Genomic DNA, 23,978 nt, shown 5'->3' with positions numbered 1-23,978 from the left:
TCCCGACCCCGGCCGCCCTCCCGGCCCCGACCCGACCCCGGCCATGCCGCCGCTGGGGAAGCTCGCCCTGGACGGCACCCGGCCGGAGAAGACGCCCGAGTCCTACCCGCGGCACTGGGAGGCCGACGTCGTCGCCTCCGACGGCGGGATCGTGCACCTGCGCCCGATCACCGCCGACGACGCCGAGGACCTGCTCGTCTTCCACTCCAAGCTCTCCGACCGGACCCGCTACCTGCGCTACTTCGGCCCCTACCCACGGATCTCGGAGCGGGACCTGAAGCGGTTCACCGAGGTCGACCACCGCAAGCGGGTCGCGTTCCTGGCCCTGCTCGGCGGGGAGATCGTCGCGGTGGGCCGCTACGAGGGACTCGGCAAGCCCGACGAGCCCGTCGTCTCGGCCGAGGTGGCGTTCGTGGTGCGCGACGACCACCAGGCCCGCGGGCTCGGCTCGATCCTGCTCGAGCACCTGGCCGCGGCGGCGCGGGAGAACGGGCTGAGCCGGTTCGAGGCCGAGGTGCTGGTGGAGAACCACGCCATGGTGCGGGTGTTCCGGGAGGCCGGGTACGGCGTCACCCGGGCGTTCGCCGAGGGTGTGCTGCACCTGGAGTTCGACATCGACCCGACGGAGCGCTCGATCGCGGTCCGCGACTCCCGCGAGCAGGCGGCCGAGGCCCGCAGCGTGGCCAACCTGCTCCACCCCGGCTCGGTCGCGGTGATCGGCGCGTCGGCCGACGAGTCGAAGATCGGGCACGCGGTCCTGACCAACCTGCTCTCCACCGGGTTCACGGGCCCGGTCTACCCGGTGAACCCGGACGCCCGGTCGGTGCGCGGCGTGCGCGCCTACCCGTCGGTGATCGACATCCCGGACGAGGTCGACCTCGCCGTGGTCGCGGTGCCCGCGGCCGGCATCGACGACGTCATGGACTCCTGCCTGGCCAAGGGCGTGAAGGTGCTGGTGGTGATCAGCTCCGGGTTCGCCGACGCCGGGGGCGGCGGCACCGTCGCCGAGCGCCGCCTCGTCACCGAGGCCCGCTCGCACGGCATGCGGGTGGTCGGGCCGAACGCGCTCGGGGTGGCCAACCCCAGCCCGGCGGTGCGCCTGAACGCCACGCTGGCCCCCAAGCTGCCCGGGCACGGGCGGACCGGGTTCTTCTGCCAGTCCGGCGCGCTCGGCACCGCGATCCTGGCCAGCGCCCGGTCCCGCGGGCTGGGCCTGTCGTCGTTCGTCTCGGCCGGCAACCGCGCCGACGTCTCCGGCAACGACCTGCTGCAGTACTGGCAGACCGACCCGGACACCGACGTCGTGCTGCTCTACCTGGAGACGTTCGGCAACCCGCGCAAGTTCGCCCGGGTCGCCCGCCGTCTGGCCCGGACGAAGCCGGTGGTCGCGGTCAAGAGCGGCCGGCACACGGCGCCGGTGCCGTCGCTGGCCGCGATCTCCCCGCCGATCGACGAGGCCAGCGTCGAGGCGCTGTTCGAGCAGTCCGGCGTGATCCGGGTCGAGACCCTGCCGCAGCTGTTCGACACCGCCCTGCTGCTGGCCTACCAGCCCTTGCCCGCCGGGCGTCGCGTCGCCGTCGTCGGCAACTCGACGGCGCTGAACCTGCTGGTCACCGACGGTCTGCTGGACGAGGGGCTGGAGCTGGCCGGGGACCCGGTGGACGTCGGCACGGCTGCGTCGCCGGAGCAGTTCGCGGCCGGGGTGGAGGGCGCGCTGCGCGGGCCGGACGCCCCGGACGCGCTGATCGCGGTGTTCGTGCCGCCGGTCGCGATGCCGGGCGCGGACTACGCCCACGCCCTGCGCGACGTCGCCGACGGCGCCGGCATCCCGGTCAGCGCCGTGTTCCTGGCCGTCGAGGGCATCCCGCACGAGCTCTCCGTCCCGGGGCCGGACGGGTCACCCGGGCGCGGCTCGGTGCCCAGCTACGCCAGCCCCGAGCGGGCGGCGGCCGCACTGGGCCGCGTCACCCGCTACGCCGAGTGGCGCGAGACGCCGGTCGGGGAGTTCGTGGTGCCCGAGGGCATCGACACCGCACGGGCCCGCACCCTGGTCACGTCCCTGGGCGGCGAGCGCGAGCACACCCTGACCGACGACGAGGCTGTCGAGCTGCTGGGCTGCTACGGCATCGACGTCACCGCGTTCCGCACCGTGCACGGGGCCGACGCGGCCGTCGAGGCGGCCGGCGAGCTGGGGTTCCCGGTGGTGCTGAAGGCCGTCGGGCAGCGCTGGCGGCACCGCAGCGACTTCGTCGGCGTCCGGCTCGACCTCGGCTCGGCCGAGGCCGTCCGCACCGCGCACGCGGAGCTGGCCCTGCTCACCGGCTCGGACGAGGTCTACGTGCAGGCGATGGCGCCCAAGGGCACGTCGTGCATGCTCGAGGTGGTCGACGACCCCTCGTTCGGCTCTCTGCTGTCGTTCGGGCTCTCCGGGCTGGCCACGGAGCTGCTCGACGACCACGCCTACCGGGTGCTGCCGGTGTCCACCGACGACGCGGCCCGCCTGGTCCGGGCCCCGCGGGCGGCGCCGCTGCTCACCGGGTACCGGGGCACCGAGCCGGTCCGGATGGACGCGCTGGAGGACCTGGTGCTGCGCGTCGGGCAGCTCACCGAGGACATCCCACAGGTGCGGTCGCTGGCCCTGGACCCGATCCTGGCCTCGCCGCAGGGCGCGTTCGTCACCGGTGCCCGTCTGACCCTGGGCCCGCCTCCGAGCCGCGACGACGCGGGCCCCCGTCGCCTGCGCTGAGCCCACCACCGTCGCCGCGTGGGCCGAGGCCCGCGACGGAGGCGGACGAGAGCCCCGCTCGCGCGACGGGGTTGGACGGGGGCTCCGTTCGCGCGACGGGGTTGGACGAGAGCTCCGCTCGCGCGACCGGGCGGGACGAGAGCTCCTCTCGTGCAGCCCGGTGGCGCGGGAACGGGGCGGTCAGGTCCGGAAGGAGACCTGCAGGGTCGGGGCGGAGGTGTCGGCGAAGAAGTCGTTGCCCTTGTCGTCCATGACGACGAACGCCGGGAAGTCCTCGACCTCGATCTTCCAGACGGCCTCCATCCCCAGCTCTGGGTACTCCAGGACGTCGACCTTGCGGATGCAGTCCTGGGCCAGGCGCGCGGCCGGGCCCCCGATCGAGCCCAGGTAGAACCCGCCGTTCGCGGCGCAGGAGTCCACGACCTGCTTCGAGCGGTTGCCCTTGGCCAGCATCACCAGTGATCCGCCGGCCTCCTGGAACTGCTTCACGTAGGAGTCCATCCGCCCGGCTGTGGTCGGCCCGAACGATCCGGATGCGTAACCCTCCGGGGTCTTGGCCGGTCCGGCGTAGTAGACCGCGTGGTCGCGCAGGTACTGCGGCATCTCCTCGCCGGCGTCGAGACGCTCGGCGATCTTCGCGTGCGCGATGTCGCGCGCCACGACCAGCGGCCCGGTCAGCGACAGCCGGGTCTTCACCGGCAGCGACGAGAGCTGGGCGCGGATCTCGTCCATCGGGCGGTTCAGGTCGACCCGCACGACGTCGTCGGAGAGCTGCTCGTTCTCGGTGTCGGGCAGATAGCGAGCCGGGTCGCGCTCGAGCTGCTCCAGGAACACCCCGGCCGGCGTGATCTTGGCCTTGGCCTGGCGGTCGGCCGAGCAGGACACCGCGATGCCCACCGGCAGCGAGGCGCCGTGGCGCGGCAGCCGGATCACGCGGACGTCGTGGCAGAAGTACTTGCCGCCGAACTGGGCGCCGATGCCGAAGTTGCGGGTCAGCTCCAGGACCTGCTGTTCCAGGTCGGGATCGCGGATCGCGTGTCCCAGCGGGGACCCTTCGGTGGGCAGCCCGTCGAGGTAGCGGGCCGAGGCGAGCTTGGCGACCTTGAGGTTGTACTCCGCCGACATGCCCCCGACGACGACGGCCAGGTGGTACGGCGGGCAGGCGGCCGTGCCCAGGCTGCGCAGCTTCTCGTCGAGGAACGCGGCGAGGCGCTTGGGGTTCAGCAGCGCCTTCGTCTCCTGGTAGAGGAACGTCTTGTTGGCCGAGCCGCCGCCCTTGGCCAGCACCAGGAACTCGTAGTACGGGTCCCGGCCGGGCTTGGTGTAGAGCTCGACCTGCGCGGGCAGGTTGGTGCCGGTGTTCTTCTCGTCCCAGAACGTCGTCGGCGCCATCTGCGAGTAGCGCAGGTTCAGCTCCTGGTAGGCCTCGAAGATCCCGCGCGAGACCGAGGCCTCGTCGTCCCCGCCGGTCAGGACGGTCTCGGTCCGCTTCCCGACGACGATCGCGGTGCCGGTGTCCTGGCACATCGGCAGCACGCCACCGGCCGAGACGCAGGCGTTGCGCAGCAGGTCGGTCGCGACGAAACGGTCGTTCCCGGAGGCCTCCGGGTCGTCGATGATGGAGCGGAGCTGGGCCAGGTGCGACGGCCGAAGCAGGTGCTGGATGTCGGTCACGGCGGCACGGACGAGGCCGGTCACGGTCGCGGGCGGGACCTCGAGGAAGGTCCGGCCTCCGGCGGAGAAGGTCTCCCCGGCCGGAAGGTCGAGCTCGCGGTACTCGGTCTCGTCGGCCCCGAGCGGGAGCACGTCGGTGTGGTGGAACTCGGGCATGGCCCGGGACGCTACCCGGACCTCCGGCCCGGCGACGGACCTGGCGACCGCCGCTAAACGAAGGGTCCTCCGTTTGCGCGCGACAGTGTCGGGGCCGGGCGCTAACGTGGGTCTCATGCCTGGCTCGATCCTGGGAACATCCGTCCGACGCGTCGAGGACCACGACCTCATCACCGGCGCCACCACCTACGTCGGCAACCTGCGGGTGACCGGCCTCGCGCACGTCGCGTTCGTCCGCTCACCCCTGGCGCACGGGGTGATCACCGGCATCGACACGGCCGGGGCGAAGGCCGCACCGGGGGTGCTGGCCGTCTATACGGCCGCCGACCTGGAGCTGCCGTCCCACCACGGTCTGATGGTGCTCAACGAGGCGATGCCGCGCCCGCCGCTGGCCACCGACCGCGTGCGGTTCGTCGGCGAGGCGGTGGCGATGGTCGTCGCCGAGTCGAAGGCCGCCGCCGTCGACGCCACCGAGCTCGTCGAGGTCGACTACGACCCGCTGCCCGCGGTCACCGACCCGGAGGCCGCGCTGGCCGCGGGTGCCGAGCTGCAGTTCCCGGACTCGGGCAGCAACGTCGCGGCCGGGCTGCGCTCCCCGGAGCCGGACCCGCTCGCCGGCGCCGACGTCGTCGTGCGCGCCCGGATGGTGAACCAGCGGGTCGCCGCGCTGCCGCTGGAGGGCAACGCGATCGTCGCGGACCCGACCGACGAGGCCTACGAGCTCGTCGTGCACGTGTCCACGCAGATGCCGCACGGGTTCCGCAACCAGCTGTGCGGGGTGTTCGGCCTCGAGTCCGACGACGTCCGCGTGATCGCCCCGCACGTCGGCGGCGGTTTCGGCGCCAAGGCCGGGATGCTGGCCGAGCACACCGCCGTGATCGGTGCCGCCCGCGCGCTGGGCCGCCCGCTGTCCTGGGTCGAGACCCGGACCGAGAACCTGGTCTCGATGCCGCACGGCCGCGGCCAGGTCGCCTACTACGAGCTGGCGCTGACCCGCGAGGGGAAGATGACCGGGCTGCGGGCCCGCGTCGTCGGCGACTCGGGGGCCTACGCGGGGTTCGGCGGTGCGCTTCCGCTGCACATGACCTACCTGATGGCGCCGGGCGTCTACGACATCCCGGACGTCCGCTACGACGCCGCCTCGGCGCTGACCAACACCACGCCGATGGGGGCGTTCCGCGGGGCCGGGCGCCCGGAGGCGGCGGCGCACCTGGAGCGGCTGGTCGACATCGCCGCCCTCGAGCTGGACATGGACCCGGCGCAGCTGCGCCGCAAGAACTTCCTGGACCCGTCGTCGTTCCCGCTGACCACCCCGGTCGGCGCCGCCTACGACGTCGGCGACTACGACCTGCCGTTGCGCGAGGCGCTGCGGGTGGCCGGGTACGACGAGCTGCGCGAGGAGCAGGCCCGCCGGCGCAAGGACGACGACCCGGTACAGCTGGGAATCGGCATCTGCGCCTACGTCGAGGTCACCGCCGGTGGCGGCGGCAGCGAGTACGGCTCGGTGACGGTCAACGGCGACGGCACCGCGACCGTCTCGGCCGGCACGTCGGCGCACGGGCAGGGGCACGCGACGTCGTTCGCGATGCTCGTCTCGGACCGCCTCGGCATACCGATGGACAAGATCACCTACCTGCAGTCCGACACGAAGACGGTGCCGCGCGGCGGCGGGACCGGCGGGTCCCGGTCGCTGCAGATGGGCGGCACCGCGGTCGCCGAGGCCGCCGAGGACGTCCTGGAGCAGGCCCGCAAGCGCGCGGCGACGATCCTGGAGGCCGCGGAAGCCGATGTCACGCTGAACGACTCCGGCGAGTTCGGCGTCGCCGGCGTGCCGACGTCGGCGACGGTGACGTGGTCGCAGCTCGCCGAGCACGCGTCCGCCGCGGGGGAGACCCTGGCCGCCGCGCTCGACTCGAAGCAGGCCGGGGCCACATTCCCGTTCGGTGCGCACGTCTCGGTCGTCGAGGTCGACACCGAGACCGGGCGGGTCACCCCGCTGCGCCACATCGCGGTCGACGACTGCGGCCGGATCGTGAACCCGCTGCTCGTCGAGGGCCAGCAGCACGGTGGTCTCGCCCAGGGCATCGCGCAGGCGTTGTTCGAGGAGGTCCTCTTCGATGAGGAGGGCCAGCCGACGACGGCGAGCCTGGCCGACTACCGGATCCCGACCGCGGCGGACCTGTTCCCGTTCGAGGCCTCGAACACCGAGACCCCGACGCACATGAACTCGCTCGGGGCCAAGGGCATCGGCGAGTCCGCGACGATCGGGTCCACCCCGGCCGTGCAGAACGCCGTCGTCGACGCCCTGTCCGGGCTCGGTGTGCGCCACGTCGACCTGCCGTGCAGCCCGCAGCGGGTGTGGCGGGCGATCGAGGCCGTGCGCTCCGGTGGCCGGCAGGAGATCTGGAGCGAGCCGCCGAACGTCTTCGACGACCTGCCGGTCCGTGGCGGGGGATCGGCCGACGCGGACGAGACCGGCGCCATCTGAGCCACCCCGCAACGTGCGGCCGCACCCGTGGGGCTCCCGTGTCGTACCGCGACACGTAAGCCCCACGGGTGGTCGTCCGGTGTGCGTTTCCGCCGGTGGGTGATCGGCCCGGTCCGGTCGCGGAAATCCGATCCGAGATCCGTGCCCCCCGGGGCTGTTTTCGTCGGCGCGGTGGCGCAGACTCTCCGGCGTGAGTACGGAGTACACGCGATGAAGCTGGCCACGATCCGCACCGCAGCCGGGAACCGGGCCGTGCGGGTGGACGACGACACGGCCGTGGAGACCGGCGACGCCGACGTCCGCGCGCTGCTCGAGCGCCCGGACTGGGCCGCGCACGCCGCTGCGGCGGCCGGGCCGGTGCACGCCGTCGGCGGGCTCGACTACGCCCCGCTCGTCCCCGCGCCGGAGAAGATCATCTGCGTCGGGCTGAACTACCGCGACCACGTGCTGGAGATGGGCAACGAGCTGCCCGCCTACCCGACCGTGTTCGCCAAGTTCGCGCCCGCGCTGGTCGGCGCGCACGACGACATCGAGCTGCCCGCGATCTCGGACAAGGTCGACTACGAGGCCGAGCTGGTCGTCGTGATCGGCCGCCCCGTCCGGCACGCCGACGCCGAGACCGCCCGCGCCGCCATCGCCGGCTACACGGTCCTCAACGACGTGAGCGTGCGCGACTTCCAGAACCGCACCAAGCAGTTCCTGCAGGGCAAGACGTTCGAGCACTCCACGCCGCTGGGCCCGGTGCTGGTGACCCCGGACGAGCTGCCCGAGGGCGGCTGGGCGATCTCCAGCAGCATCGACGGCGAGGTCATGCAGGACTCGACCACCGACCAGCTGGTGTTCGGCGCCGTCGAGCTGATCGAGTACCTGTCCGCGATCGTCACCCTGAACCCGGGCGACGTCATCGCGACCGGGACCCCGGGCGGCGTCGGGCACGCCCGTACGCCCCCGCGCTACCTGACCGACGGGGTCGAGCTCGTCACCTCGATCGCCGGGGTCGGCGAGTGCCGCAACACCTGCCGGAAGGCGCCGTGAGCCCGACGGGCCCGAACCCGACAGGCACCGCCACGCCGCCGTCCATGGAGGACTCGCTGGACTGGGCCGGCGACGGAGCGGCGCACCTGCGCGGGCTGATGACGCGCATGGGGGAGGAGGCGTTCACCCGGCCGTCGCTGCTCCCGGGCTGGACGCGGGCGCACGTGCTGACCCACATCGCCCGCAACGCCGACGCGATGGTCAACCTGCTGAAGTGGGCGAAGACGGGCACCGAGACGCCCGCCTACGTCAGCCGCGAACAGCGCGACGCCGACATCGAGGCGGGGTCGCACCGCACCCCGGACGAGATCCGCGCCGACGTCATCGCCTCCTCGGACCGTCTCGCCGACGCGGTGCGGGCGATGCCCAAGGACAAGTGGAAGGCGCTGGTGCGCGGCCCCCAGGGGACCGAGCTGCCGGTCTACGGGGTGATCTGGGGGCGCGCCCGCGAGGTCTGGATCCACGCCGTCGACCTCGACGTCGGCGCGTCGTTCGAGGACATGCCGGTCCCCATGCTGGCCGTGCTCATCGACGACGTCGGCGCCCGGCTGGGCACGCTGCCCGGCTGCCCGGAGATGACCCTGGAGGACTCCGACAGCGGGCGCTCGGTGCACGTCGGCCCCGGCCCGGACGGCCCGGACGGGCCCGCGCGCGACCTCGGCACGGTCCGCGGACGCGGCCACGAGCTCGCCGCCTGGCTGCTCGGCCGGTCGAAGGGCAAGGCGCTGCGGACCTCGGACGGCGCACGTCCGGGCCCGTTGCCGAGCTGGTTGTAGCGAGACCTCAGGCGTCGTCGTCGCGGCCGGCTTCCAGGACGTCGATCCGCTCCTGCATCTCGTCCAGGCGGGCCTGCAACAGGGCGACCTCGGCGGAGAGCACCGCGACCACCCCGGCCTCGGACGTGGTCGGGTCACCGGCGCTCCCGGACCGCCACGCGGGCGGGTGACCGGTCCCCAGCGCCATGAGCGGGGCCACCGGACCGGCCGGCACCTCGTCGGCACCGAGCTCGACACCGCCGGCGAGCCGGGCGAACTCCGACGGGTCCAGCACCGGACGGTTCCCGGCGCACGAGCCGCACACCGGGTCCAGCCGCCGCCAGCCCGTCGACCCGGACCCGGTATCGGCCAGGGCGCTCACCGCGCCACCGCAGGCACACCGGCGCAACCGCACCGTCCGGACCCGCTGACGGGAGTAGCGCAGTCCCAGCTCGTAGCGCCGGTAGCGCCCGGAGACCACGACCTCGAGCAGGACCGCGCCCTGGTGCTCGGGCGCGCACGCCAGCTCGCGGGCGGCCGCGGGGTCGCTGAAGCAGTAGAAACCGCAGTCGCACCAGCGCGACGGGCACTCGTGCCGGCAGCCGTGGGCGCAGACGGCGTCGTCGACCCAGCGGTAGACGTGCGCACGCCCGAGCGTGACCCCGCTGAACCCGGCCGTCCCGCCGTCCACCGACAGCATCGGGTAGGCGAGCTTCCAGCCGGTCAGGGGCTCCGCGGGCTGTTCCCGCGGGGTGCGGGCGAACAGCGGTCGCACGGCGCGTCAGTCCGCGGCGCGCGGTCCCGAACGTGCGGGGACGGGGAGTTCGGTGGCGAGGACCTCCGGGACGTCGGCGAGCGGCGTGGCCGGTTCGGCCTCCGGCTCGTGCCGCCCGGTCCAGGCCCGGTCGGCCTCGTGGTCCACGGCGAATCCCTCGGCGAGCTTGCGACCCAGTCTCATGACGTCTCCCGTGCCGGCCTGACGTGTCCCGAACCACAAGGCTGACCCCCGGAACCGACCTTGTCCAGAGCGGAACGGGTGGTGTCGGGACCGTGTTGTCTGAGGTTAGGCTCACCGACTGTGCAGGGCCCGGTACCGGGAGTGCGACGACAGGGGGTGGGCATGCGGGGCGCCGCGCGCTACGGGATCGAGCACGAGGTGGCGTTGCTGCGCGACGACGGCACGCTCGCCGACTTCACCTCGCTGCGGTACTCCGAGGTCGCGGCGATCGTCGACGAGCTGCCCGAGGATCCGGCCGACCGCCGTGACCTGCGGATCGGCGACGCCGGGATCCGGCGCAAGCGCTGGTACGCCGAGGGCTTCGAGCGCTTCGACGACGACGGCCGGCTGGTCCGGTTCGACCCCAAGGGCATCGAGATCCGGACCCGGATCCACGACGACGTCGACGCGGTGACCGGGGCGCTGGAGCGGGACCTGTCGTCACTGACCGGGGTCGCCGCCCGGCACGGCCTGCACCCGCTGGCGATCGGGTTCAACCCGCTGCGATCGGCCTACCGGCTCGAGCCGCCGGCGAACGCGTTCGAGCTCGCCGCGCAGGCCGGGTCGCCGGAGGAGCGCACCGCCCACCTGCACATGGTCACCTACGGGCCGGACCTGAACCTGTCGTTCCCGGACTCCCCGTCCGACCCCGCGACGATGGCCGACGCCGGCGCCAAGCTGACCCACCTGAGCCCCTACCTGGTCCCGCTGTCGTTCTCCTCCCCGTTCCGCGACGGCGGCGCGTGGGGCGGGCTGTCCGCCCGCACCGCCGTCCGCACCGGGCCCCGGCCGGCCGTGCTGGTCTACCTCGACCCGTCCGATCCGCTGCAGGTCAGCGACCCGTCCCTGACCCGGCACGCGGGGATCCCGGCCGAGGTGGGGCGGATCGAGTTCAAGGCGTTCGACGCCTGCCCGGACCCGGCCCTCTACGCCGAGCTGCTGAGCCTGCTCACCGGCCTGCTGCGCGACACCACGCTGCCCGGACGCCGGACGACGCCGGACGCCGCGCTGCACCGCCGCGCCGCCGTGGACGGCCTGCACGACGCGGGCATCCGGGCGGGGGCGTGCGCCGCCCTGGACGCGGCGGCGGACGCCCTGCGCGGCGAGCCGGAGCACCTCGACCGGCTGCGGAGCCTGCGCGGACGTATCGAACGCCGGGAGTGCCCCGCGCAGGACCTGCTGGCCCGGCGCCGCCGCGGCGGGCCCGTGGCCGGTCTGCCCGCACGGACGCCGGCCATCCGCTGACCCCGCGGGCCTCCGTGCCGGGCGGCGACACGGAGACCCCGCGAGCGGCCTAGTGGTAGGAGTGCTCCGGGCCGGGGTACTCGCCGTCGCGGACGTCGGCGGCGAAGGCGGCCGCGGCGTCGTGCAGGACCCCTCCGACGTCGGCGTAGCGCTTGACGAATCGGGGCACCTTGCCGCGGTTCATCCCGGCCATGTCCGACCAGACCAGGACCTGGGCGTCGCAGTCGGTCCCGGCACCGATCCCGATCGTGGGGATCGTGAGCTCGGCGGTGACCCGCTTCGCGACGTCGGACGGGACCATCTCCAGCACGACCCCGAACGCGCCCGCCTCCTGCAGCGCCAGCGCGTCGGCGACGAGCCGGTCCGCGCCGTCGCCGCGGCCCTGGATCCGGAACCCGCCCAGGGCGTGCTCGCTCTGCGGGGTGAAGCCCAGGTGCGCCATCACCGGCACGCCGGACCCGGCCAGGGCCTCGACCTGCGGCGCGAACCGGGCGCCGCCCTCGAGCTTCACCGCGTGCGCGCCGCCCTCCTTCATGAACCGGAACGCCGTCTCCAGGGCCTGGGCGGGGGAGATCTGGTAGCTCCCGTACGGCAGGTCGGCCACCACCAGGGCGTTCGTCGCGCCGCGGACGACGGCGCGGGTCAGCGGCAGCAGCTCGTCGACGGTGACCGGGATGGTGTTGTCGTGGCCGAAGACGTTGTTGCCGGCCGAGTCGCCGACGAGGAGCACCGGGATCCCGGCGTCGTCGAAGATCTCGGCGGAGTAGACGTCGTAGGCGGTGAGCATCGGCCAGCGACGGCCCTCGCGCTTCCACTCCAGGAGATGGTGCACGCGGGTGCGCTTCGGGACCGACGGGCCGCGGTACGGGGCCTGCTCGACCGTGGTGGAGGAACTGTCGGGGGTGTGCGAACTCGTCATCGAATCCGTCCTTTCCTCGAGGCCCGCGATGTCGCGGGTCCCCGGGATCGCCGGGTGGTGATGGACGCCAGCGTGACAGCGCGCGCCGACCGCGGAACGCGGTTGTGGGGACGCTCACCCGGACGGGACCCGGGCCGGGCACGGGTCCGACGCCCCCGCCGGATCGGAGAGTGTCGGAGGTGACTGGCATGCTCGGATCATGTTCGTCCGCGCGCGCTGCCGCCGTTCCTCCGGACGCCCCGCACGGACCACGGCGATTCTCGCCGCCGTGGTCGCGTCGGTCGCGTTGCTCGGCGCGTGCGCCGACACCAGCACCGAGTCCGAGGGCGCTCCCGCGCCGACCCCGCCGGAGCTGGCCGCGTTCTACGACCAGCAGCTCTCCTGGGGGCCGTGCTCCGGCTTCGCGGGGAGCTCCGCCGACACCGCGGCGTTCGCCGACCCGAAGTTCGACTGCACCCGGGTCGAGGTCCCGCTGGACTACGCGAAGCCGGACGGGGAGAAGGCGCAGGTCGCCCTGCTGCGGCAGAAGGCGAGCGGCGGGCCGAAGATCGGGTCGCTGTTCTTCGACCCGGGCGGCCCCGGCGCGTCCGGCACCAGCTACCTGGCCAACGCGTCGGCGTCGCTGGCGCCGACCCTGGGTCAGCGCTTCGACCTGATCGGCTTCGACCCGCGGGGCACCGGCGCCAGCCTCCCGAAGATCGACTGCCTGAACGACCGGGAGAACGACCAGGAGCGCGCGAAGGTCTTCACCGACCCCTCGCCGGCCGGTGTCGCCGCCGCCGAGGCGGACTCGAAGGCCTACGCCGACCGCTGCGCCCAGCGGGTCGGCACCGACGTGCTGGCCAACATGGGGACCCGGGACGCGTCGAAGGACATGGACGTCCTGCGCGCCGCCGTCGGGGACCAGAAGATGAACTACGTCGGCTACTCCTACGGCACCGAGCTGGGCACCGCCTACGCCGAGGCGTTCCCGCAGAACGTCCGGGCGCTCGTGCTGGACGGCGCGATCGACCCGACGCAGACGACCGTCGACTCCTCGGTCAAGCAGGCCGCCGGCTTCCAGCTCGCGTTCGAGAACTACGCGAAGTGGTGCGCCACCCAGAACCAGCAGCAGTCCCCGTGCCCGCTGGGCACCGACCCCGCGCAGGCGACCCGGGCGTTCAACACCATCGCCCAGCGGCTGATCGACAACCCGGTCCCGGTCGGTGACGGCCGTGACCTGAGCTTCGACGACGCCATCACCGGTGTGACGCAGGCGCTCTACGTCTCCGAGTACTGGCCGGTCCTGAGCCGCGGCATCTCCGAGGTCGCGAACGGGCAGGGCCGGATCCTGCAGATCCTGGCCGACTCCTACTACGAGCGCGACGAGCAGGGCCGCTACACGAACATGCTCGAGGCGTTCCAGTCGATCTCGTGCGTGAACCAGAAGCCGGTCACCGATCCGGCCGAGGTGCGCGAGCTCAACGAGAAGGCCAATGAGGCCGCCCCGTTCCGCGCCACCGGGCGCGGCGTGGTCGCGGCGAAGGACGCGTGCGCGTTCTGGCCCGTCCCGCCGACCAGCGAGCCGCACACGCCGAACGTGCAGGGCCTGCCCCCGGTGGTCGTCGTGTCGGTGACCGGTGACCCGGCGACGCCGTACCAGGCCGGTGTGGACCTGGCGGCGCAGCTCAAGGGCAGCCTGATCAAGGTCAACGGCGAGCAGCACACGGCGTCGTTGCGGGGCAACGCCTGCCTCGACGACCAGGTCGTGGCCTACCTGGTCGACCTGAAGACCCCCGGCGCCGGTGCGGAGTGCACGCTCGACCCGGCCTGAACGCGGTGGGACGGTCCCCGGCGTGTGACACACGTCCGGGCCGTCCCGACCAGCCAGGAAACATCCCTGTAACGCGAGGTTCGTAGGGTCGCCGCCATGGATCGCCAGCAGGAGTTCGTGCTCCGCACGCTCGAGGAACGCGACATCCGCTTCGTCCGTCTGTGGTTCACCGACGTGCTCGGGTTCCTCAAGTCGGTGGCGGTCGCCCCGGCCGAGCTGGAGGGGGCCTTCGCCGAGGGGATCGGCTTCGACGGATCGGCGATCGAGGGCTTCGCCCGGGTCTACGAGTCGGACATGGTCGCCCGCCCCGACCCGTCGACGTTCCAGGTGCTGCCGTGGGAGACCGCGGCCGGTGAGCACTACTCGGCGCGGATGTTCTGCGACATCGCGATGCCCGACGGATCGCCGTCCTGGGCCGACCCGCGGCACGTGCTGACCCGCGCCCTGAACAAGGCCGGCGAGGCCGGGTTCACCTGCTACGTGCACCCGGAGATCGAGTTCTACCTGCTGCGCGGCCTGCCCGACGACGGCACCCCGCCCATCCCGGCCGACTCCGGCGGCTACTTCGACCAGGCCAGCCACGACGTCGCCCCGCACTTCCGGCGCAACACCATCGAGACGCTCGAGTCGATGGGCATCTCGGTCGAGTTCTCCCACCACGAGGGCGGGCCGGGCCAGCAGGAGATCGACCTCCGCTACGCCGACGCTCTGACCATGGCCGACAACCTGATGACGTTCCGCTACGTCGTCAAGGAGGTCGCGCTGACCCAGGGGGTGCGGGCGTCGTTCATGCCCAAGCCGTTCACGCAGCACCCTGGCTCGGCCATGCACACGCACTTCTCGCTGTTCGAGGGCGACAACAACGCCTTCCACGACCCGGACGACCCCTACGAGCTCTCGGCCACCGGCAAGGCGTTCGTGGCCGGGGTGCTCAAGCACGCCCGCGAGATCGCCGCCGTCACCAACCAGTGGGTGAACTCCTACAAGCGCCTCGTCGTCGGCGGGGAGGCCCCGACCGCGGTCTCGTGGGGCCACGCGAACCGCTCCGCGCTGGTCCGGGTGCCGATGTACTCGCCCGGCAAGTCCTCCAGCCGCCGCATCGAGGTGCGCACGCTCGACAGTGCCTGCAACCCCTACCTGGCCTACGCGTTGATCCTCGGCGCCGGCCTGACCGGGATCCAGAAGGGCTACGAGCTCGGGCCCGCCACCGAGGACGACGTGTGGGCCCTGACCGACACCGAGCGCAAGGCCATGGGCTACGAGCTGCTGCCGCAGAACCTCACCGAGGCCCTCGACGTGATGGAGCGTTCCGAGCTGGTCGCCGAGGTGCTCGGCGAGCACGTGTTCGACTTCTTCCTGCGCAACAAGCGCGCGGAGTGGGACGCCTACCGCCGCAACGTCACCCCGCACGAGCTGTCGACCTACCTGCCGGTCCTGTAGGAGGCACCGTGTTCGACGACGAGATCGTGCTCGGCCCGCTGCCCAAGGGCATCACCCGGGCCGGCGAGGGTCAGCTCAGGCGGGTCTGGAACGTGCTCGGGCACACCTACTCGATGAAGGCCGCGAGCGGGTCCAGCTTCGCGTTCGAGACGGTCGACCCGCCCGGCACCGGCGTCCCGCCGCACGTGCACCCCACCCAGGACGAGCACATCTACGTCCTCGGCGGCGTGTTCACCCTCTACCTCGACGGGCAGTGGGAGAAGGCGGGCCCGGGCGACACCGTGCTCATGCCGAAGGGCCTGCCGCACGCCTACTACAACCGGGAGCAGGGCGACGCCCGCGCGCTGTTCTGGGTCAGCCCGGCCGGGCGGCTCGCGCAGCTGTTCGACAAGCTTCACGACCTCACCGACCCGGCCGAGGTCGTCCGGCAGTCGGCACTGCACGACGTGGAGTTCCTCCCGCCCGGGTCGGTGCCGGGCGCGGACTGAGCCGATCGGACGACGGCGGCCCCGATGACCGCGCAGGACGCCGCGGGCGAGATCGTCGCGGTGCTCGGCGGGCTCGCCGACCCGGCGCGCGCCGGGCAGGAAGCTCGCTACCTGAGGAGCACGCGCGAACACCTCGGCGTGCGCGTCCCCGAGGTGCGACGTGCTCGACCGATGGGCCCGCGACCCCGATCTCTGGCTGCGCCGGTCGGCGCTGCTCGCACTGCTCGGGCCGCTGAAGGAGGGTGGCGGCGACTTCGCGCGGTTCAGCCGCTACGCCGACCCGATGCTGGACGAGACCGAGTTCTTCGTCCGCAAGGCGATCGGGTGGGTGCTGCGGGAGACCGGCAAGCGCAGGCCGGAGATGGTGTCGGAGTGGCTCCGGGCCCGCGACGACCGGGTCCCCGGCCTCGTCCGGCGTGAGGCGACGAAGTACCTCCGGTGGTGACCCGACGTCCCGCGGTCGGCGAGGGTCGCAGGACACGGGTCGCGGACTAGGCTCGCGGGTGTGATGGATCGGCGCACGGGGACATCGCTGGCCCGGCTGGGCATCACCGGCCCGGGGGCGGGCGACACGCTGGCGAAGCTGGGCTGGTGGGCCGGTGACCGGCCGGTGCCGGGCACCGAGGAGATCATGTGGGCCCTGGCCCGCAGCCCTGATCAGGAGCTCGCGCTGCGCGCCGTCGAACGGTTGTCGCAGACGGGTCCGTGGGCCGAGATCGACCGGACGCTGCGGACCGACTCGGGCCTGCGCGGGCGGTTGTTCGCCACGCTCGGCGCCTCGACCGCGCTGGGCGACCACCTGATCGCCCACCCGGAGAGATGGACGCTGCTGGCCGACACCCCGGACCGGCGCAACCCGCCACCGGACCTGTCCCGGCGCACGGCGACGCTGCTGCGCGCCGTCGGGGCCGACCCGCTCGCGCCGCCGCCGGGCTCGTCGGGCGGGGGACGCGCCACCCTGACCGGCGCCGAGGCCGTCACGGCCCTGCGCAACGCCTACCGCGACGAGCTGCTCGGGCTGGCCTCGGCCGACCTGGCCGCGGTGGGGGACCCGTCGCTGCCGGTGATGGAGGTCGACGACGTCGCCGCGCAGCTGGCCGACCTGGCCGAGGCCGCGGTCTCGGCCTCGCTGGCCGTCGCCATGGCCGAGCAGGACCCGCCCGACGAGCTGCGCCTGGCCGTCATCGGCATGGGCAAGTGCGGCGGGCGGGAGCTGAACTACGTCTCCGACGTCGACGTGATCTTCGTGGCCGAGCCCGGAGGGGACCTCACCCAGGCCGCGACGAAGGTGGCCAGCCGCGTGATGCGGGTGGCCGGCGAGGCCTGCTTCGAGGTGGACGCGAACCTGCGTCCCGAGGGCAAGCAGGGCGCGCTGGTCCGGACCCTCGACGGGCACGTCACCTACTACAAGCGCTGGGCCAAGACGTGGGAGTTCCAGGCCCTGCTCAAGGCCCGCCCGATCGCGGGCGACCCGGCGCTGGGCCGCTTCTACGTCGACGCCGTCGCCCCGATGGTCTGGCACGCCGCCGACCGCGACGACTTCGTCACCGACGTCCAGGCCATGCGCCGGCGCGTGATCGAGCACATCCCCTCCGACCAGCGCGAACGCGAGCTCAAGCTGGGACGCGGCGGGCTGCGCGACGTCGAGTTCGCGGTGCAGCTGCTGCAGCTGGTGCACGGGCGCACCGACGACGCGCTGCACTCGCCGTCGACGCTGGAGGCGCTCGCCGCGCTGTCCGACGGCGGCTACGTCGGACGCGACGACGGCGCGAACCTGGGCGCGTCCTACCGCTTCCTGCGCCTGCTCGAGCACCGCCTGCAGCTGCAACGCCTGCGCCGGACCCACCTGCTGCCCGCGGCCGACGACACCGACGCCCTGCGCTGGCTGGCCCGGGCCGCCCGGATCCGCCCGGACGGGCGCCGCGACGTCGTCGGCGTGCTGGTCTCGGAGTGGCAGCGCAACTCCCGGCGCGTCAGCCGGCTGCACGAGAAGCTGTTCTACCGGCCGCTGCTGTCGTCGGTGTCGCGGCTGTCCGCGGACGAGGCGCAGCTGTCCACCGAGGCCGCGAAGGCGCGGCTCGCCGCGTTGGGGTGGGCGTCGCCGGAGGGCGCCCTCGGGCACCTGCGCGCCCTGACCGGAGGGGTGTCGCGGGCGGCGTCGATCCAGCGCACGCTGCTGCCGGTGCTGCTCGACGAGCTGTCGTCGAGCCCCGACCCCGACCGCGGGCTGCTGGCCTACCGGCGGGTGTCCGAGGCGCTGGCGTCGACGCCCTGGTACCTGCGGCTGCTGCGCGACGAGGGCGCGGTCGCCCAGCGCCTGATGATGCTGCTCGGGACGTCCGCGCTGGTCCCGGACCTGCTCTCGCGTGCTCCGGAGGTGCTGCGGATGCTCGCCACCTCCAGCACCGGCGGCAGCCCCGAGCTGACCCGGGACCCCGGCGAGGTGGCGGTCGCCCTGCGGACGACCGTGGCCCGGCAGACGACGCCGGAGTCGGCGGTGGCCGCGGCGCGGTCCTACCGGCGTCACGAGATGCTGCGGATCGCCTGCGCGGACGTGCTCGGCCTGCTCGACGTCGAACAGGTCTGCACGGCGCTGACGTCGGTCTCCGAGGCCGTCGTCGCGGCGACCCTGGACGCGGTCCTGGCCGCGCAGGTCGGCGAACGCCCGGCGCGGATCGCGGTGATCGGCATGGGCCGTCTCGGGGGCGGTGAGCTGAGCTACGGCAGCGACGCCGACGTGCTGTTCGTCTGTGCCCCGCTCGGCGAGTCCACCGACCACCAGGCCGCGCGCTGGGCGACCGGCGTCGTGGAGAAGGTGCGCCGCCTCCTCGGGACGTCGAGCCCCGACCCCGAGCTGGCCATCGACGCCGACCTGCGCCCGGAGGGCCGCTCCGGCCCGATGGTCCGCACGCTCGACTCCTACCGGCAGTACTACGCCCGCTGGGGCGAGGTCTGGGAGGCCCAGGCGCTGCTGCGGGCCCGCCCGATCGCCGGCGACCCGGCCCTGTGTCGGGAGTTCACCGAGCTGATCGACCCGATCCGCTACCCGGCCGACGGGATCGCCGACGCCTCGGTCACCGAGATCCGCCGGATCAAGGCCCGGGTCGACGCCGAACGCCTGCCCCGCGGCGCCGACCGCACGACGCACACCAAGCTCGGCCTCGGCGGGCTCGCCGACGTCGAGTGGACGGTGCAGCTGCTGCAGCTCTGCCACGCCGGCGACGTCCCGGAGCTGCGCACCACCTCGACCCTGGACGGTCTGCGCGAGGCCGCCGAGGCCGGTCTGATCACCGACGAGGACGTGACCGAGCTCGGCGCCGGCTGGCGGATGGCCACCCGCGCCCGCAACGCGATCATGCTGGTCAAGGGCAAGCCCGGCGACCAGCTCCCGCGGTCCGGACGCGAGCTGGCGGCCGTCGCCTCGGCGCTGGGCTACCCGCACGGCGGCGATCCCGGGGTGTTCCTCGACGACTACCGCCGCGCCACCCGCCGCTCCCGCGCCGTCGTCGAGCGGGTGTTCTACGGCTGGTCGGAGACCAGCGGCTGACGCCGCCCGTGCGTGGATATCGCCGCCAGGGCAGCGATATCCGCGCACGACGCCGAGGGGCGACCCCGCGATGCGCCACGCCACCGGCGGAGTGATCATGGTGGACGTGCGCATCGGATTCTGTGTCCCGCAGTTCGGGACGGCGGCCGCCCACGTCGACGACACGATGCGGTTCGCCGCCGGTGCCGAGGAACGCGGCGCGGCGAGCCTGTGGACCGGCGACCGGCTGCTCGCCGCCGTCGACCCGCGGGTGGGCTACGGCGGGGGACCGGGCATCCCGCCCGAGTTCGACGCCGCGCACGACCCGCTGGCGCTGCTCACCGCGGCCGCCGCCGTCACGACGCGGGTGCAGCTGGGCACGAGCACGCTCAACGCGCCCTGGTACCCGGCCGCGCTGCTGGCACGGCACGCGCTGACCCTCGACCGGATCAGTGGCGGGCGGCTGCTGCTCGGGCTGGGGACCGGGTGGTCGCCGGAGGAGTACGACGCGGTCGGGGTGCCGATGCACGAGCGCGGCGCGCGGCTCGACGAGTTCCTCGACGTCGCGTCGGCGTGGTGGCACGACGAGCCGGTGCAGGTCGACGGGAGGTTCGCGACCATCGCGCCCGCGCACGTCAGGGTCAAGCCGCACGGCATCCCGGTCTATCTGGCCGGGTTCGCCGAGAGGGCCCGGCGGCGGATCGCCGAGCGCGCCGACGGGTTCCTGCCGGTCGTGCAGCCCGGGGTCGCGGACCTGGACGCCGCGGTGAACACCCCGTGGCAGGGCCTGCGCGACGCCGCCGCGGAGGCGGGACGCGACCCGTCGTCGATCGGGGCGGCGCTGCGGGTGAACCCCCGGTCGACCGACTCGACCGACGCGATCGGGGAGACCCTGCGCCGGGTGGCCGAGCAGACCGACGTCGAGCACGCCTTCGTCGACCTGCTGTACCTGGCCGGGGACGCGGACACCTCGCTGGACCTGGTCTCGGCCGTGCTGGACGCGGCCGGCTGAACCACCCGCCGTCGTCGGGGGCGCCGCTGCCAGACTGGTCGTCGTGTCCGCCTCAGCCCCCGACGCCACCGAACTCGTCTCGCAGGTCTACGAGCTCGTCGCCGCCCGGCCGGCCTCACTGGTCGCGGCGCTGGCGGCGTTCGTCGTGGTCGCGTGGCTGCCGAGCTGGCGCGCCACCCGGGTCGCGGTGACGATCGCCCACGAGGGCGGGCACGCCCTGGTCGCGGTACTGGCCGGGCGCGGGCTGGCCGGTATCCGGCTGCACGCCGACACCTCCGGGGTCACCTACTCCACCGGCGCGGGTCGTGGCCCCGGTGTGGTCGTGATGTTCCTGGCCGGCTACGTCGCGCCGCCGCTGCTGGGCCTGGGCGGCGCGGTGCTGGTGGCCGCCGATGCGGACCAGGTATGGCTCTGGATCGGCATCGTCGCGCTGGTGGCGACGCTGTTCCAGATCCGGAACCTGTTCGGTGCGCTCGCGGTGCTCGTCAGCGGCGCGATCCTGGTCGTCGTCACGGTCTGGGCGGAGCCCGACCTGCGGACGGGCTTCGCCGCCGCGCTGTGCTGGTTCCTGCTCTTCGGCGGGGTCCGGGCGTGCGCGGAGCTGCGCCGCGGCCGTCGGCGGGGGCGCCTGCGGCACTCCGACGCGGACCGTCTCGCCGAGCTCACCCCGGTCTCCGGCGCGGTGTGGGCGTCGCTGTTCCTGCTGGTCTCGGTGCTGGCGACGCTCGCCGCGACGTGGGTGGTGTTCGCCCCGGCCGGGGCGCGCGCCTGAGGGCCGTACCCGGTGGGCGGCACCGCGGCGGGCGCGGGAAGATCGGCTCCATGAGCAACCCATTCGAAGAGATGAACAACCGGGTCATCAGCGAGTTCCGTGAGAACGACGGCAAGGTCGGCCCGCCCTTCGAGGGCGCGACCATGATCCTGGTGCACCACCTCGGTGCGAAGAGCGGCACCGAGCGGATCACCCCGCTGGTCTGGTTCCCGGACGGCGACCGCTTCGTGATCGTGGCGTCCAAGGCCGGTGCCCCGGACAACCCCGCCTGGTACCACAACCTCGTCGCGCACCCGGACATCACGGTCGAGGTCGGCCACGGCCCGGAGGGACGCACCGAGACCCTGGACGTGCACGCGGAGGAGCTGACCGGCTCCGAGCGCGAGCGCATCTGGTCGTGGATCACGGAGAACAACGAGGGGTTCGCCGACTACCAGAAGAAGGTCGAGGGGGTCCGCACGATCCCGCTGTTCGCCCTCGGCAGGCGCTGAGCCGCGTCCGGCGTCGTGCCCGGGGCCGGGTCGTCGGGCCCCTGCCCGGCGGCCCGGCCCACGGTCTGCAAGGCTCGATCGCATGACGATCACGCTCGAGAAGGCCCAGACCATCGCCACCGCCGCGCTGGCGCACGGCACGGAGAAGGGCTTCAACCCGCTGACCGTGGCCGTGCTCGACCCGGGCGGCGCCATCGTCGTCCTGGCCCGCCAGGACGGCTCCGGCTACCTGCGTCCCGACCTCGCCGTCGGCAAGGCCAACGGCGTCCTCGCCCTCGGGATGACGAACCGGGCGATCGCCGCCCGCGCCGCGGACTCGCCGGAGTTCTTCACCTCGGTCGCGAACCTGGCCGGTGGGAAGATCTTCTCCGTGCCCGGCGGGGTGTTCGTGAAGGACGCCGACGGCACGTTGCTCGGCGCGGTCGGTGTCACCGGGGACGCCTCGGCCAATGACGAGGCCGCGGCCCTGGCCGGGATCGAGGCCGCCGGCCTGGTCGGTGTCACCGGGGCCGAGTGAGCTGACGGGTGCGAGCCGCACCCCCGGGCGACATGGTCAGCCCGGGGGCGCGGAGGTGGCACGCACGGGCGCGCGCGAGGCGAGCCCGGATCGTGCACGTGGTGGGACGATGTCCTTCCCGGGGCGGGTGTCAGCCCGGTTCGTGTGGTCCGTCCGGGGGCTACCTGACGTGTTGGTCAGGTTCCCCGGGCGTGTGACGTGGAGCACCGTGGAGTAGAGCTAACCAGTCTGGTATGCGGGCTGTCAACGCGTAGTCGTTCGCTGATGCGGAACCGTCCCCGTGCGGAGCAGCGTCCTCCCGGACGTGTCATCCGTGGGTGGGTGCCACCAGGTCCGGATGGTGGCGCCGGGCCACCTCCGGATGCGACCGCAGCCATCCCTTGAGCGCGTTGTCACCGAACCGGGGGAGCAGCGCGTTCTGCGCGGTCTCGGTCACGCCCGGGGCGCGCGCGGCCAGCTCGGGTGTCAGCGGCACCCGGTCCAGCGTCGCGTCCAGGCGCGGGGACCAGAAGAAGCCGACCGACTCCCGGGTCGTGCCCGGGGAGCACGGCAGGACGCGGTGCGGGGTGGCGGCGAGGTAGCCGTGCGTGGCCACCTCCAGCATCTCGCCGACGTTGACCACCAGCGCGCCGGGGACCGGCGGCACGTCGACCCACTCCGTCGAGCCCGGCGGCCGGGCCTGCAGCCCGCCGACGTCGTCCTGCAGCAGCAGGGTCAGGAACCCCCAGTCCGCGTGCGGGCCGACCCCCTGGGCGTCCGGCCCGGCGTCGTCGGGACCGACGTAGCGGATCAGCTTGCCGAACCAGTGCGGGGTGCCGGCGAACGCGTCGTCGAAGTGGTCCTCGGGCAGCCCCATGCCGGCGGCGAGGGCCCGGGTCAGCTCGGTGCCGACGGCACTCAGCAGGTCGGTCCACGCCCCGACGAGCGTCCGCAGCTCGGGCACGGTCGCGTCCGGCCAGCGGTTGGGGCCCTCGAGCAGGCGGTAGGGCTCGTCCCACTCGGGACGCGGGCGCGGCGGAAGCTCGGGGCCGAAGTCGATCTGCTCGCGCGCGTCCGGGCGTCCGGCGGTGATCTCGTGACCGAGCCGGGTGTAGCCGCGGAAGTGCGGGGACTCGCGGTTGTCCAGGGCGAGCCGGTCGGGCAGCGGCAGCTCGAAGAAGCGGGTGACGGCGGCGGTCAGCTCCGCGACCTGGCCGGGCGCGGCGCCGTAGTGGGTGAGCTGCAGGAACCCGACCTCGTGCAGCGCGGTCCGCAACGCGGCGGTGAACGCGGGGTCGAGCGCGCCGCCGGCGGTCCGGGCGCTGTCGAGACGGAGTACGGGGATCGTGTCGCTGCCCATGGACCCATGGTGGCCGCCGGTCCCGGTATCGGCATCGGCGGAAGGGGTGGTCCGCCGGTCACCGTCCTCCGGACGGACGTGGGGCGCGCGTCACCCGGCCGGTGCGCCGCGCGCGTTCGCGCATGCCACGGCCCGAAAGCGGGGATACTGTAGGGAAGACAGGGGTCGCGAGTGGACATGTCACTCGCATGATCGTTCCGTTGTCCGGATCCGGCCACGAGCCGGCTACGTAGGGGAGAGAAACATGATCGGAACGATTATCGGATGGATCGTCCTCGGGCTGGTCGCCGGCTTCATCGCCCGCGCCGTCGTGCCCGGTAAGGACAACATCGGCATCCTGCGCACGATCCTGCTGGGCATCCTCGGCTCCGTCGTCGGCGGGTTCCTGCTCGGCCTGGTCACCGGCGGCCTCCGTGGCTTCAGCCCGGTCGGCTGGATCGGTTCGATCATCGGCGCGATCATCGTGCTGGTGATCTACAACAAGGTGACCGGCCGCAAGCAGGTCGGCCGCTAGCAGAACCTCACCTCGGCGCCGTCCCGGTCTCGATCGGGGCGGCGCCGACGT

At 73.5% G+C, this 23,978-nt stretch carries 20 protein-coding genes; 15 read left to right on the top strand and 5 right to left on the bottom strand.

Annotated elements, in window-relative coordinates:
- Positions 1 to 43: 43 nt before the first annotated feature.
- Positions 44 to 2,746, top strand: a complete 2,703-nt coding sequence (locus EV383_RS19490; RefSeq protein WP_130294751.1) for a bifunctional acetate--CoA ligase family protein/GNAT family N-acetyltransferase — start codon at positions 44 to 46, stop codon at positions 2,744 to 2,746.
- A 180-nt stretch (positions 2,747 to 2,926) separates the two neighbouring features.
- Here the strand turns inward: EV383_RS19490 and EV383_RS19485 are convergent, their stop codons facing one another.
- Positions 2,927 to 4,576, bottom strand: coding sequence for a fumarate hydratase (locus tag EV383_RS19485; RefSeq protein ID WP_130291236.1), 1,650 nt, complete (start codon positions 4,574 to 4,576; stop codon positions 2,927 to 2,929).
- Positions 4,577 to 4,691: 115 nt separating this feature from the next.
- Here EV383_RS19485 and EV383_RS19480 point away from each other — a divergent pair, with 115 nt between their 5' ends.
- From EV383_RS19480 to EV383_RS19470, 3 genes are all read left to right on the top strand, one after another.
- On the top strand, positions 4,692 to 7,064 hold the full coding sequence (locus EV383_RS19480; protein ID WP_130291235.1) for a xanthine dehydrogenase family protein molybdopterin-binding subunit: 2,373 nt from the start codon (positions 4,692 to 4,694) through the stop codon (positions 7,062 to 7,064).
- Between the two features lie 210 nt (positions 7,065 to 7,274).
- The gene (locus tag EV383_RS19475) at positions 7,275 to 8,099 is read left to right on the top strand and encodes a fumarylacetoacetate hydrolase family protein (RefSeq protein WP_130291234.1); all 825 of its coding nucleotides are present in this window, start codon (positions 7,275 to 7,277) and stop codon (positions 8,097 to 8,099) included.
- 44 nt (positions 8,100 to 8,143) lie between these two features.
- Positions 8,144 to 8,875 carry a maleylpyruvate isomerase family mycothiol-dependent enzyme gene (locus EV383_RS19470; RefSeq protein ID WP_130291233.1) on the top strand — a complete coding sequence of 244 codons (732 nt, stop codon included), beginning with the start codon at positions 8,144 to 8,146 and terminating at the stop codon, positions 8,873 to 8,875.
- A gap of 7 nt (positions 8,876 to 8,882) precedes the next feature.
- On the opposite strand, the gene EV383_RS19465 is transcribed toward EV383_RS19470, so the two are convergent.
- Entirely contained in the window at positions 8,883 to 9,629 is a 747-nt protein-coding gene (locus EV383_RS19465; protein ID WP_207223585.1) for a hypothetical protein, read from the bottom strand.
- Between the two features lie 6 nt (positions 9,630 to 9,635).
- Complete coding sequence (locus EV383_RS31275) at positions 9,636 to 9,812, bottom strand: hypothetical protein (RefSeq protein ID WP_165438405.1); 177 nt, start codon at positions 9,810 to 9,812, stop codon at positions 9,636 to 9,638.
- Between the two features lie 162 nt (positions 9,813 to 9,974).
- Here EV383_RS31275 and EV383_RS19460 point away from each other — a divergent pair, with 162 nt between their 5' ends.
- Positions 9,975 to 11,096 (top strand): glutamate-cysteine ligase family protein, encoded by a 1,122-nt coding sequence (locus EV383_RS19460; RefSeq protein ID WP_130291232.1) that lies wholly within the window; start codon positions 9,975 to 9,977, stop codon positions 11,094 to 11,096.
- Positions 11,097 to 11,145: 49 nt separating this feature from the next.
- Here the strand turns inward: EV383_RS19460 and panB are convergent, their stop codons facing one another.
- Positions 11,146 to 12,015, bottom strand: a complete 870-nt coding sequence (panB, locus tag EV383_RS19455) for a 3-methyl-2-oxobutanoate hydroxymethyltransferase (RefSeq protein WP_130291231.1) — start codon at positions 12,013 to 12,015, stop codon at positions 11,146 to 11,148.
- Positions 12,016 to 12,214: 199 nt separating this feature from the next.
- On the opposite strand from panB, the gene EV383_RS19450 reads away from it, so the two are divergent.
- The 9 genes from EV383_RS19450 (at position 12,215) to EV383_RS19410 (ending at position 22,074) form a co-directional block, all read left to right on the top strand.
- Positions 12,215 to 13,828 (top strand): alpha/beta hydrolase, encoded by a 1,614-nt coding sequence (locus EV383_RS19450; RefSeq protein ID WP_130291230.1) that lies wholly within the window; start codon positions 12,215 to 12,217, stop codon positions 13,826 to 13,828.
- Positions 13,829 to 13,924: 96 nt separating this feature from the next.
- A complete protein-coding gene (gene glnA, locus EV383_RS19445) occupies positions 13,925 to 15,268 on the top strand; it encodes a type I glutamate--ammonia ligase (RefSeq protein WP_130291229.1) in 1,344 nt (447 codons plus the stop codon).
- An 8-nt stretch (positions 15,269 to 15,276) separates the two neighbouring features.
- Positions 15,277 to 15,756, top strand: coding sequence for a cupin domain-containing protein (locus EV383_RS19440; RefSeq protein WP_130291228.1), 480 nt, complete (start codon positions 15,277 to 15,279; stop codon positions 15,754 to 15,756).
- Between the two features lie 160 nt (positions 15,757 to 15,916).
- Positions 15,917 to 16,201, top strand: a complete 285-nt coding sequence (locus EV383_RS19435) for a DNA alkylation repair protein (protein ID WP_130291227.1) — start codon at positions 15,917 to 15,919, stop codon at positions 16,199 to 16,201.
- A 63-nt stretch (positions 16,202 to 16,264) separates the two neighbouring features.
- The gene (locus EV383_RS19430; RefSeq protein ID WP_423213654.1) at positions 16,265 to 19,303 is read left to right on the top strand and encodes a bifunctional [glutamine synthetase] adenylyltransferase/[glutamine synthetase]-adenylyl-L-tyrosine phosphorylase; all 3,039 of its coding nucleotides are present in this window, start codon (positions 16,265 to 16,267) and stop codon (positions 19,301 to 19,303) included.
- A 106-nt stretch (positions 19,304 to 19,409) separates the two neighbouring features.
- Entirely contained in the window at positions 19,410 to 20,294 is an 885-nt protein-coding gene (locus EV383_RS19425) for a TIGR03619 family F420-dependent LLM class oxidoreductase (RefSeq protein ID WP_130294746.1), read from the top strand.
- Positions 20,295 to 20,337: 43 nt separating this feature from the next.
- On the top strand, positions 20,338 to 21,066 hold the full coding sequence (locus EV383_RS19420) for a M50 family metallopeptidase (protein WP_130291225.1): 729 nt from the start codon (positions 20,338 to 20,340) through the stop codon (positions 21,064 to 21,066).
- Between the two features lie 50 nt (positions 21,067 to 21,116).
- The gene (locus EV383_RS19415; protein WP_130291224.1) at positions 21,117 to 21,557 is read left to right on the top strand and encodes a nitroreductase family deazaflavin-dependent oxidoreductase; all 441 of its coding nucleotides are present in this window, start codon (positions 21,117 to 21,119) and stop codon (positions 21,555 to 21,557) included.
- Between the two features lie 82 nt (positions 21,558 to 21,639).
- The gene (locus EV383_RS19410; protein ID WP_130291223.1) at positions 21,640 to 22,074 is read left to right on the top strand and encodes a GlcG/HbpS family heme-binding protein; all 435 of its coding nucleotides are present in this window, start codon (positions 21,640 to 21,642) and stop codon (positions 22,072 to 22,074) included.
- Positions 22,075 to 22,381: 307 nt separating this feature from the next.
- Here EV383_RS19410 and EV383_RS19405 read toward each other — a convergent pair whose 3' ends face one another.
- Entirely contained in the window at positions 22,382 to 23,413 is a 1,032-nt protein-coding gene (locus EV383_RS19405; protein ID WP_130291222.1) for an isopenicillin N synthase family dioxygenase, read from the bottom strand.
- Positions 23,414 to 23,657: 244 nt separating this feature from the next.
- Between EV383_RS19405 and EV383_RS19400 the strand changes: the two genes are divergently transcribed.
- The gene (locus tag EV383_RS19400; protein ID WP_130291221.1) at positions 23,658 to 23,927 is read left to right on the top strand and encodes a GlsB/YeaQ/YmgE family stress response membrane protein; all 270 of its coding nucleotides are present in this window, start codon (positions 23,658 to 23,660) and stop codon (positions 23,925 to 23,927) included.
- Positions 23,928 to 23,978: the final 51 nt, after the last annotated feature.

The organism is Pseudonocardia sediminis (assembly GCF_004217185.1).
GTDB classification, from domain to species: Bacteria; Actinomycetota; Actinomycetes; order Mycobacteriales; family Pseudonocardiaceae; genus Pseudonocardia; species Pseudonocardia sediminis.
Note: the sequence above shows the minus strand (reverse complement) of the source record. Positions and strands in the feature narration are given on the sequence as shown.

Excerpts from the sequence above, each read along its gene's own strand:
- EV383_RS19490 (WP_130294751.1), top strand. The coding sequence starts at position 44 with ATGCCGCCGCTGGGGAAGCTCGCCCTGGACGGCACCCGGCCGGAGAAG.
- EV383_RS19485 (WP_130291236.1), bottom strand. The coding sequence starts at position 4,576 with ATGCCCGAGTTCCACCACACCGACGTGCTCCCGCTCGGGGCCGACGAG.
- EV383_RS19480 (WP_130291235.1), top strand. The coding sequence starts at position 4,692 with ATGCCTGGCTCGATCCTGGGAACATCCGTCCGACGCGTCGAGGACCAC.
- EV383_RS19475 (WP_130291234.1), top strand. The coding sequence starts at position 7,275 with ATGAAGCTGGCCACGATCCGCACCGCAGCCGGGAACCGGGCCGTGCGG.
- EV383_RS19470 (WP_130291233.1), top strand. The coding sequence starts at position 8,144 with ATGGAGGACTCGCTGGACTGGGCCGGCGACGGAGCGGCGCACCTGCGC.
- EV383_RS31275 (WP_165438405.1), bottom strand. The coding sequence starts at position 9,812 with ATGAGACTGGGTCGCAAGCTCGCCGAGGGATTCGCCGTGGACCACGAG.
- EV383_RS19460 (WP_130291232.1), top strand. The coding sequence starts at position 9,975 with ATGCGGGGCGCCGCGCGCTACGGGATCGAGCACGAGGTGGCGTTGCTG.
- panB (WP_130291231.1), bottom strand. The coding sequence starts at position 12,015 with ATGACGAGTTCGCACACCCCCGACAGTTCCTCCACCACGGTCGAGCAG.
- EV383_RS19450 (WP_130291230.1), top strand. The coding sequence starts at position 12,215 with ATGTTCGTCCGCGCGCGCTGCCGCCGTTCCTCCGGACGCCCCGCACGG.
- glnA (WP_130291229.1), top strand. The coding sequence starts at position 13,925 with ATGGATCGCCAGCAGGAGTTCGTGCTCCGCACGCTCGAGGAACGCGAC.
- EV383_RS19430 (WP_423213654.1), top strand. The coding sequence starts at position 16,265 with ATGGATCGGCGCACGGGGACATCGCTGGCCCGGCTGGGCATCACCGGC.
- EV383_RS19415 (WP_130291224.1), top strand. The coding sequence starts at position 21,117 with ATGAGCAACCCATTCGAAGAGATGAACAACCGGGTCATCAGCGAGTTC.
- EV383_RS19410 (WP_130291223.1), top strand. The coding sequence starts at position 21,640 with ATGACGATCACGCTCGAGAAGGCCCAGACCATCGCCACCGCCGCGCTG.
- EV383_RS19405 (WP_130291222.1), bottom strand. The coding sequence starts at position 23,413 with ATGGGCAGCGACACGATCCCCGTACTCCGTCTCGACAGCGCCCGGACC.
- EV383_RS19400 (WP_130291221.1), top strand. The coding sequence starts at position 23,658 with ATGATCGGAACGATTATCGGATGGATCGTCCTCGGGCTGGTCGCCGGC.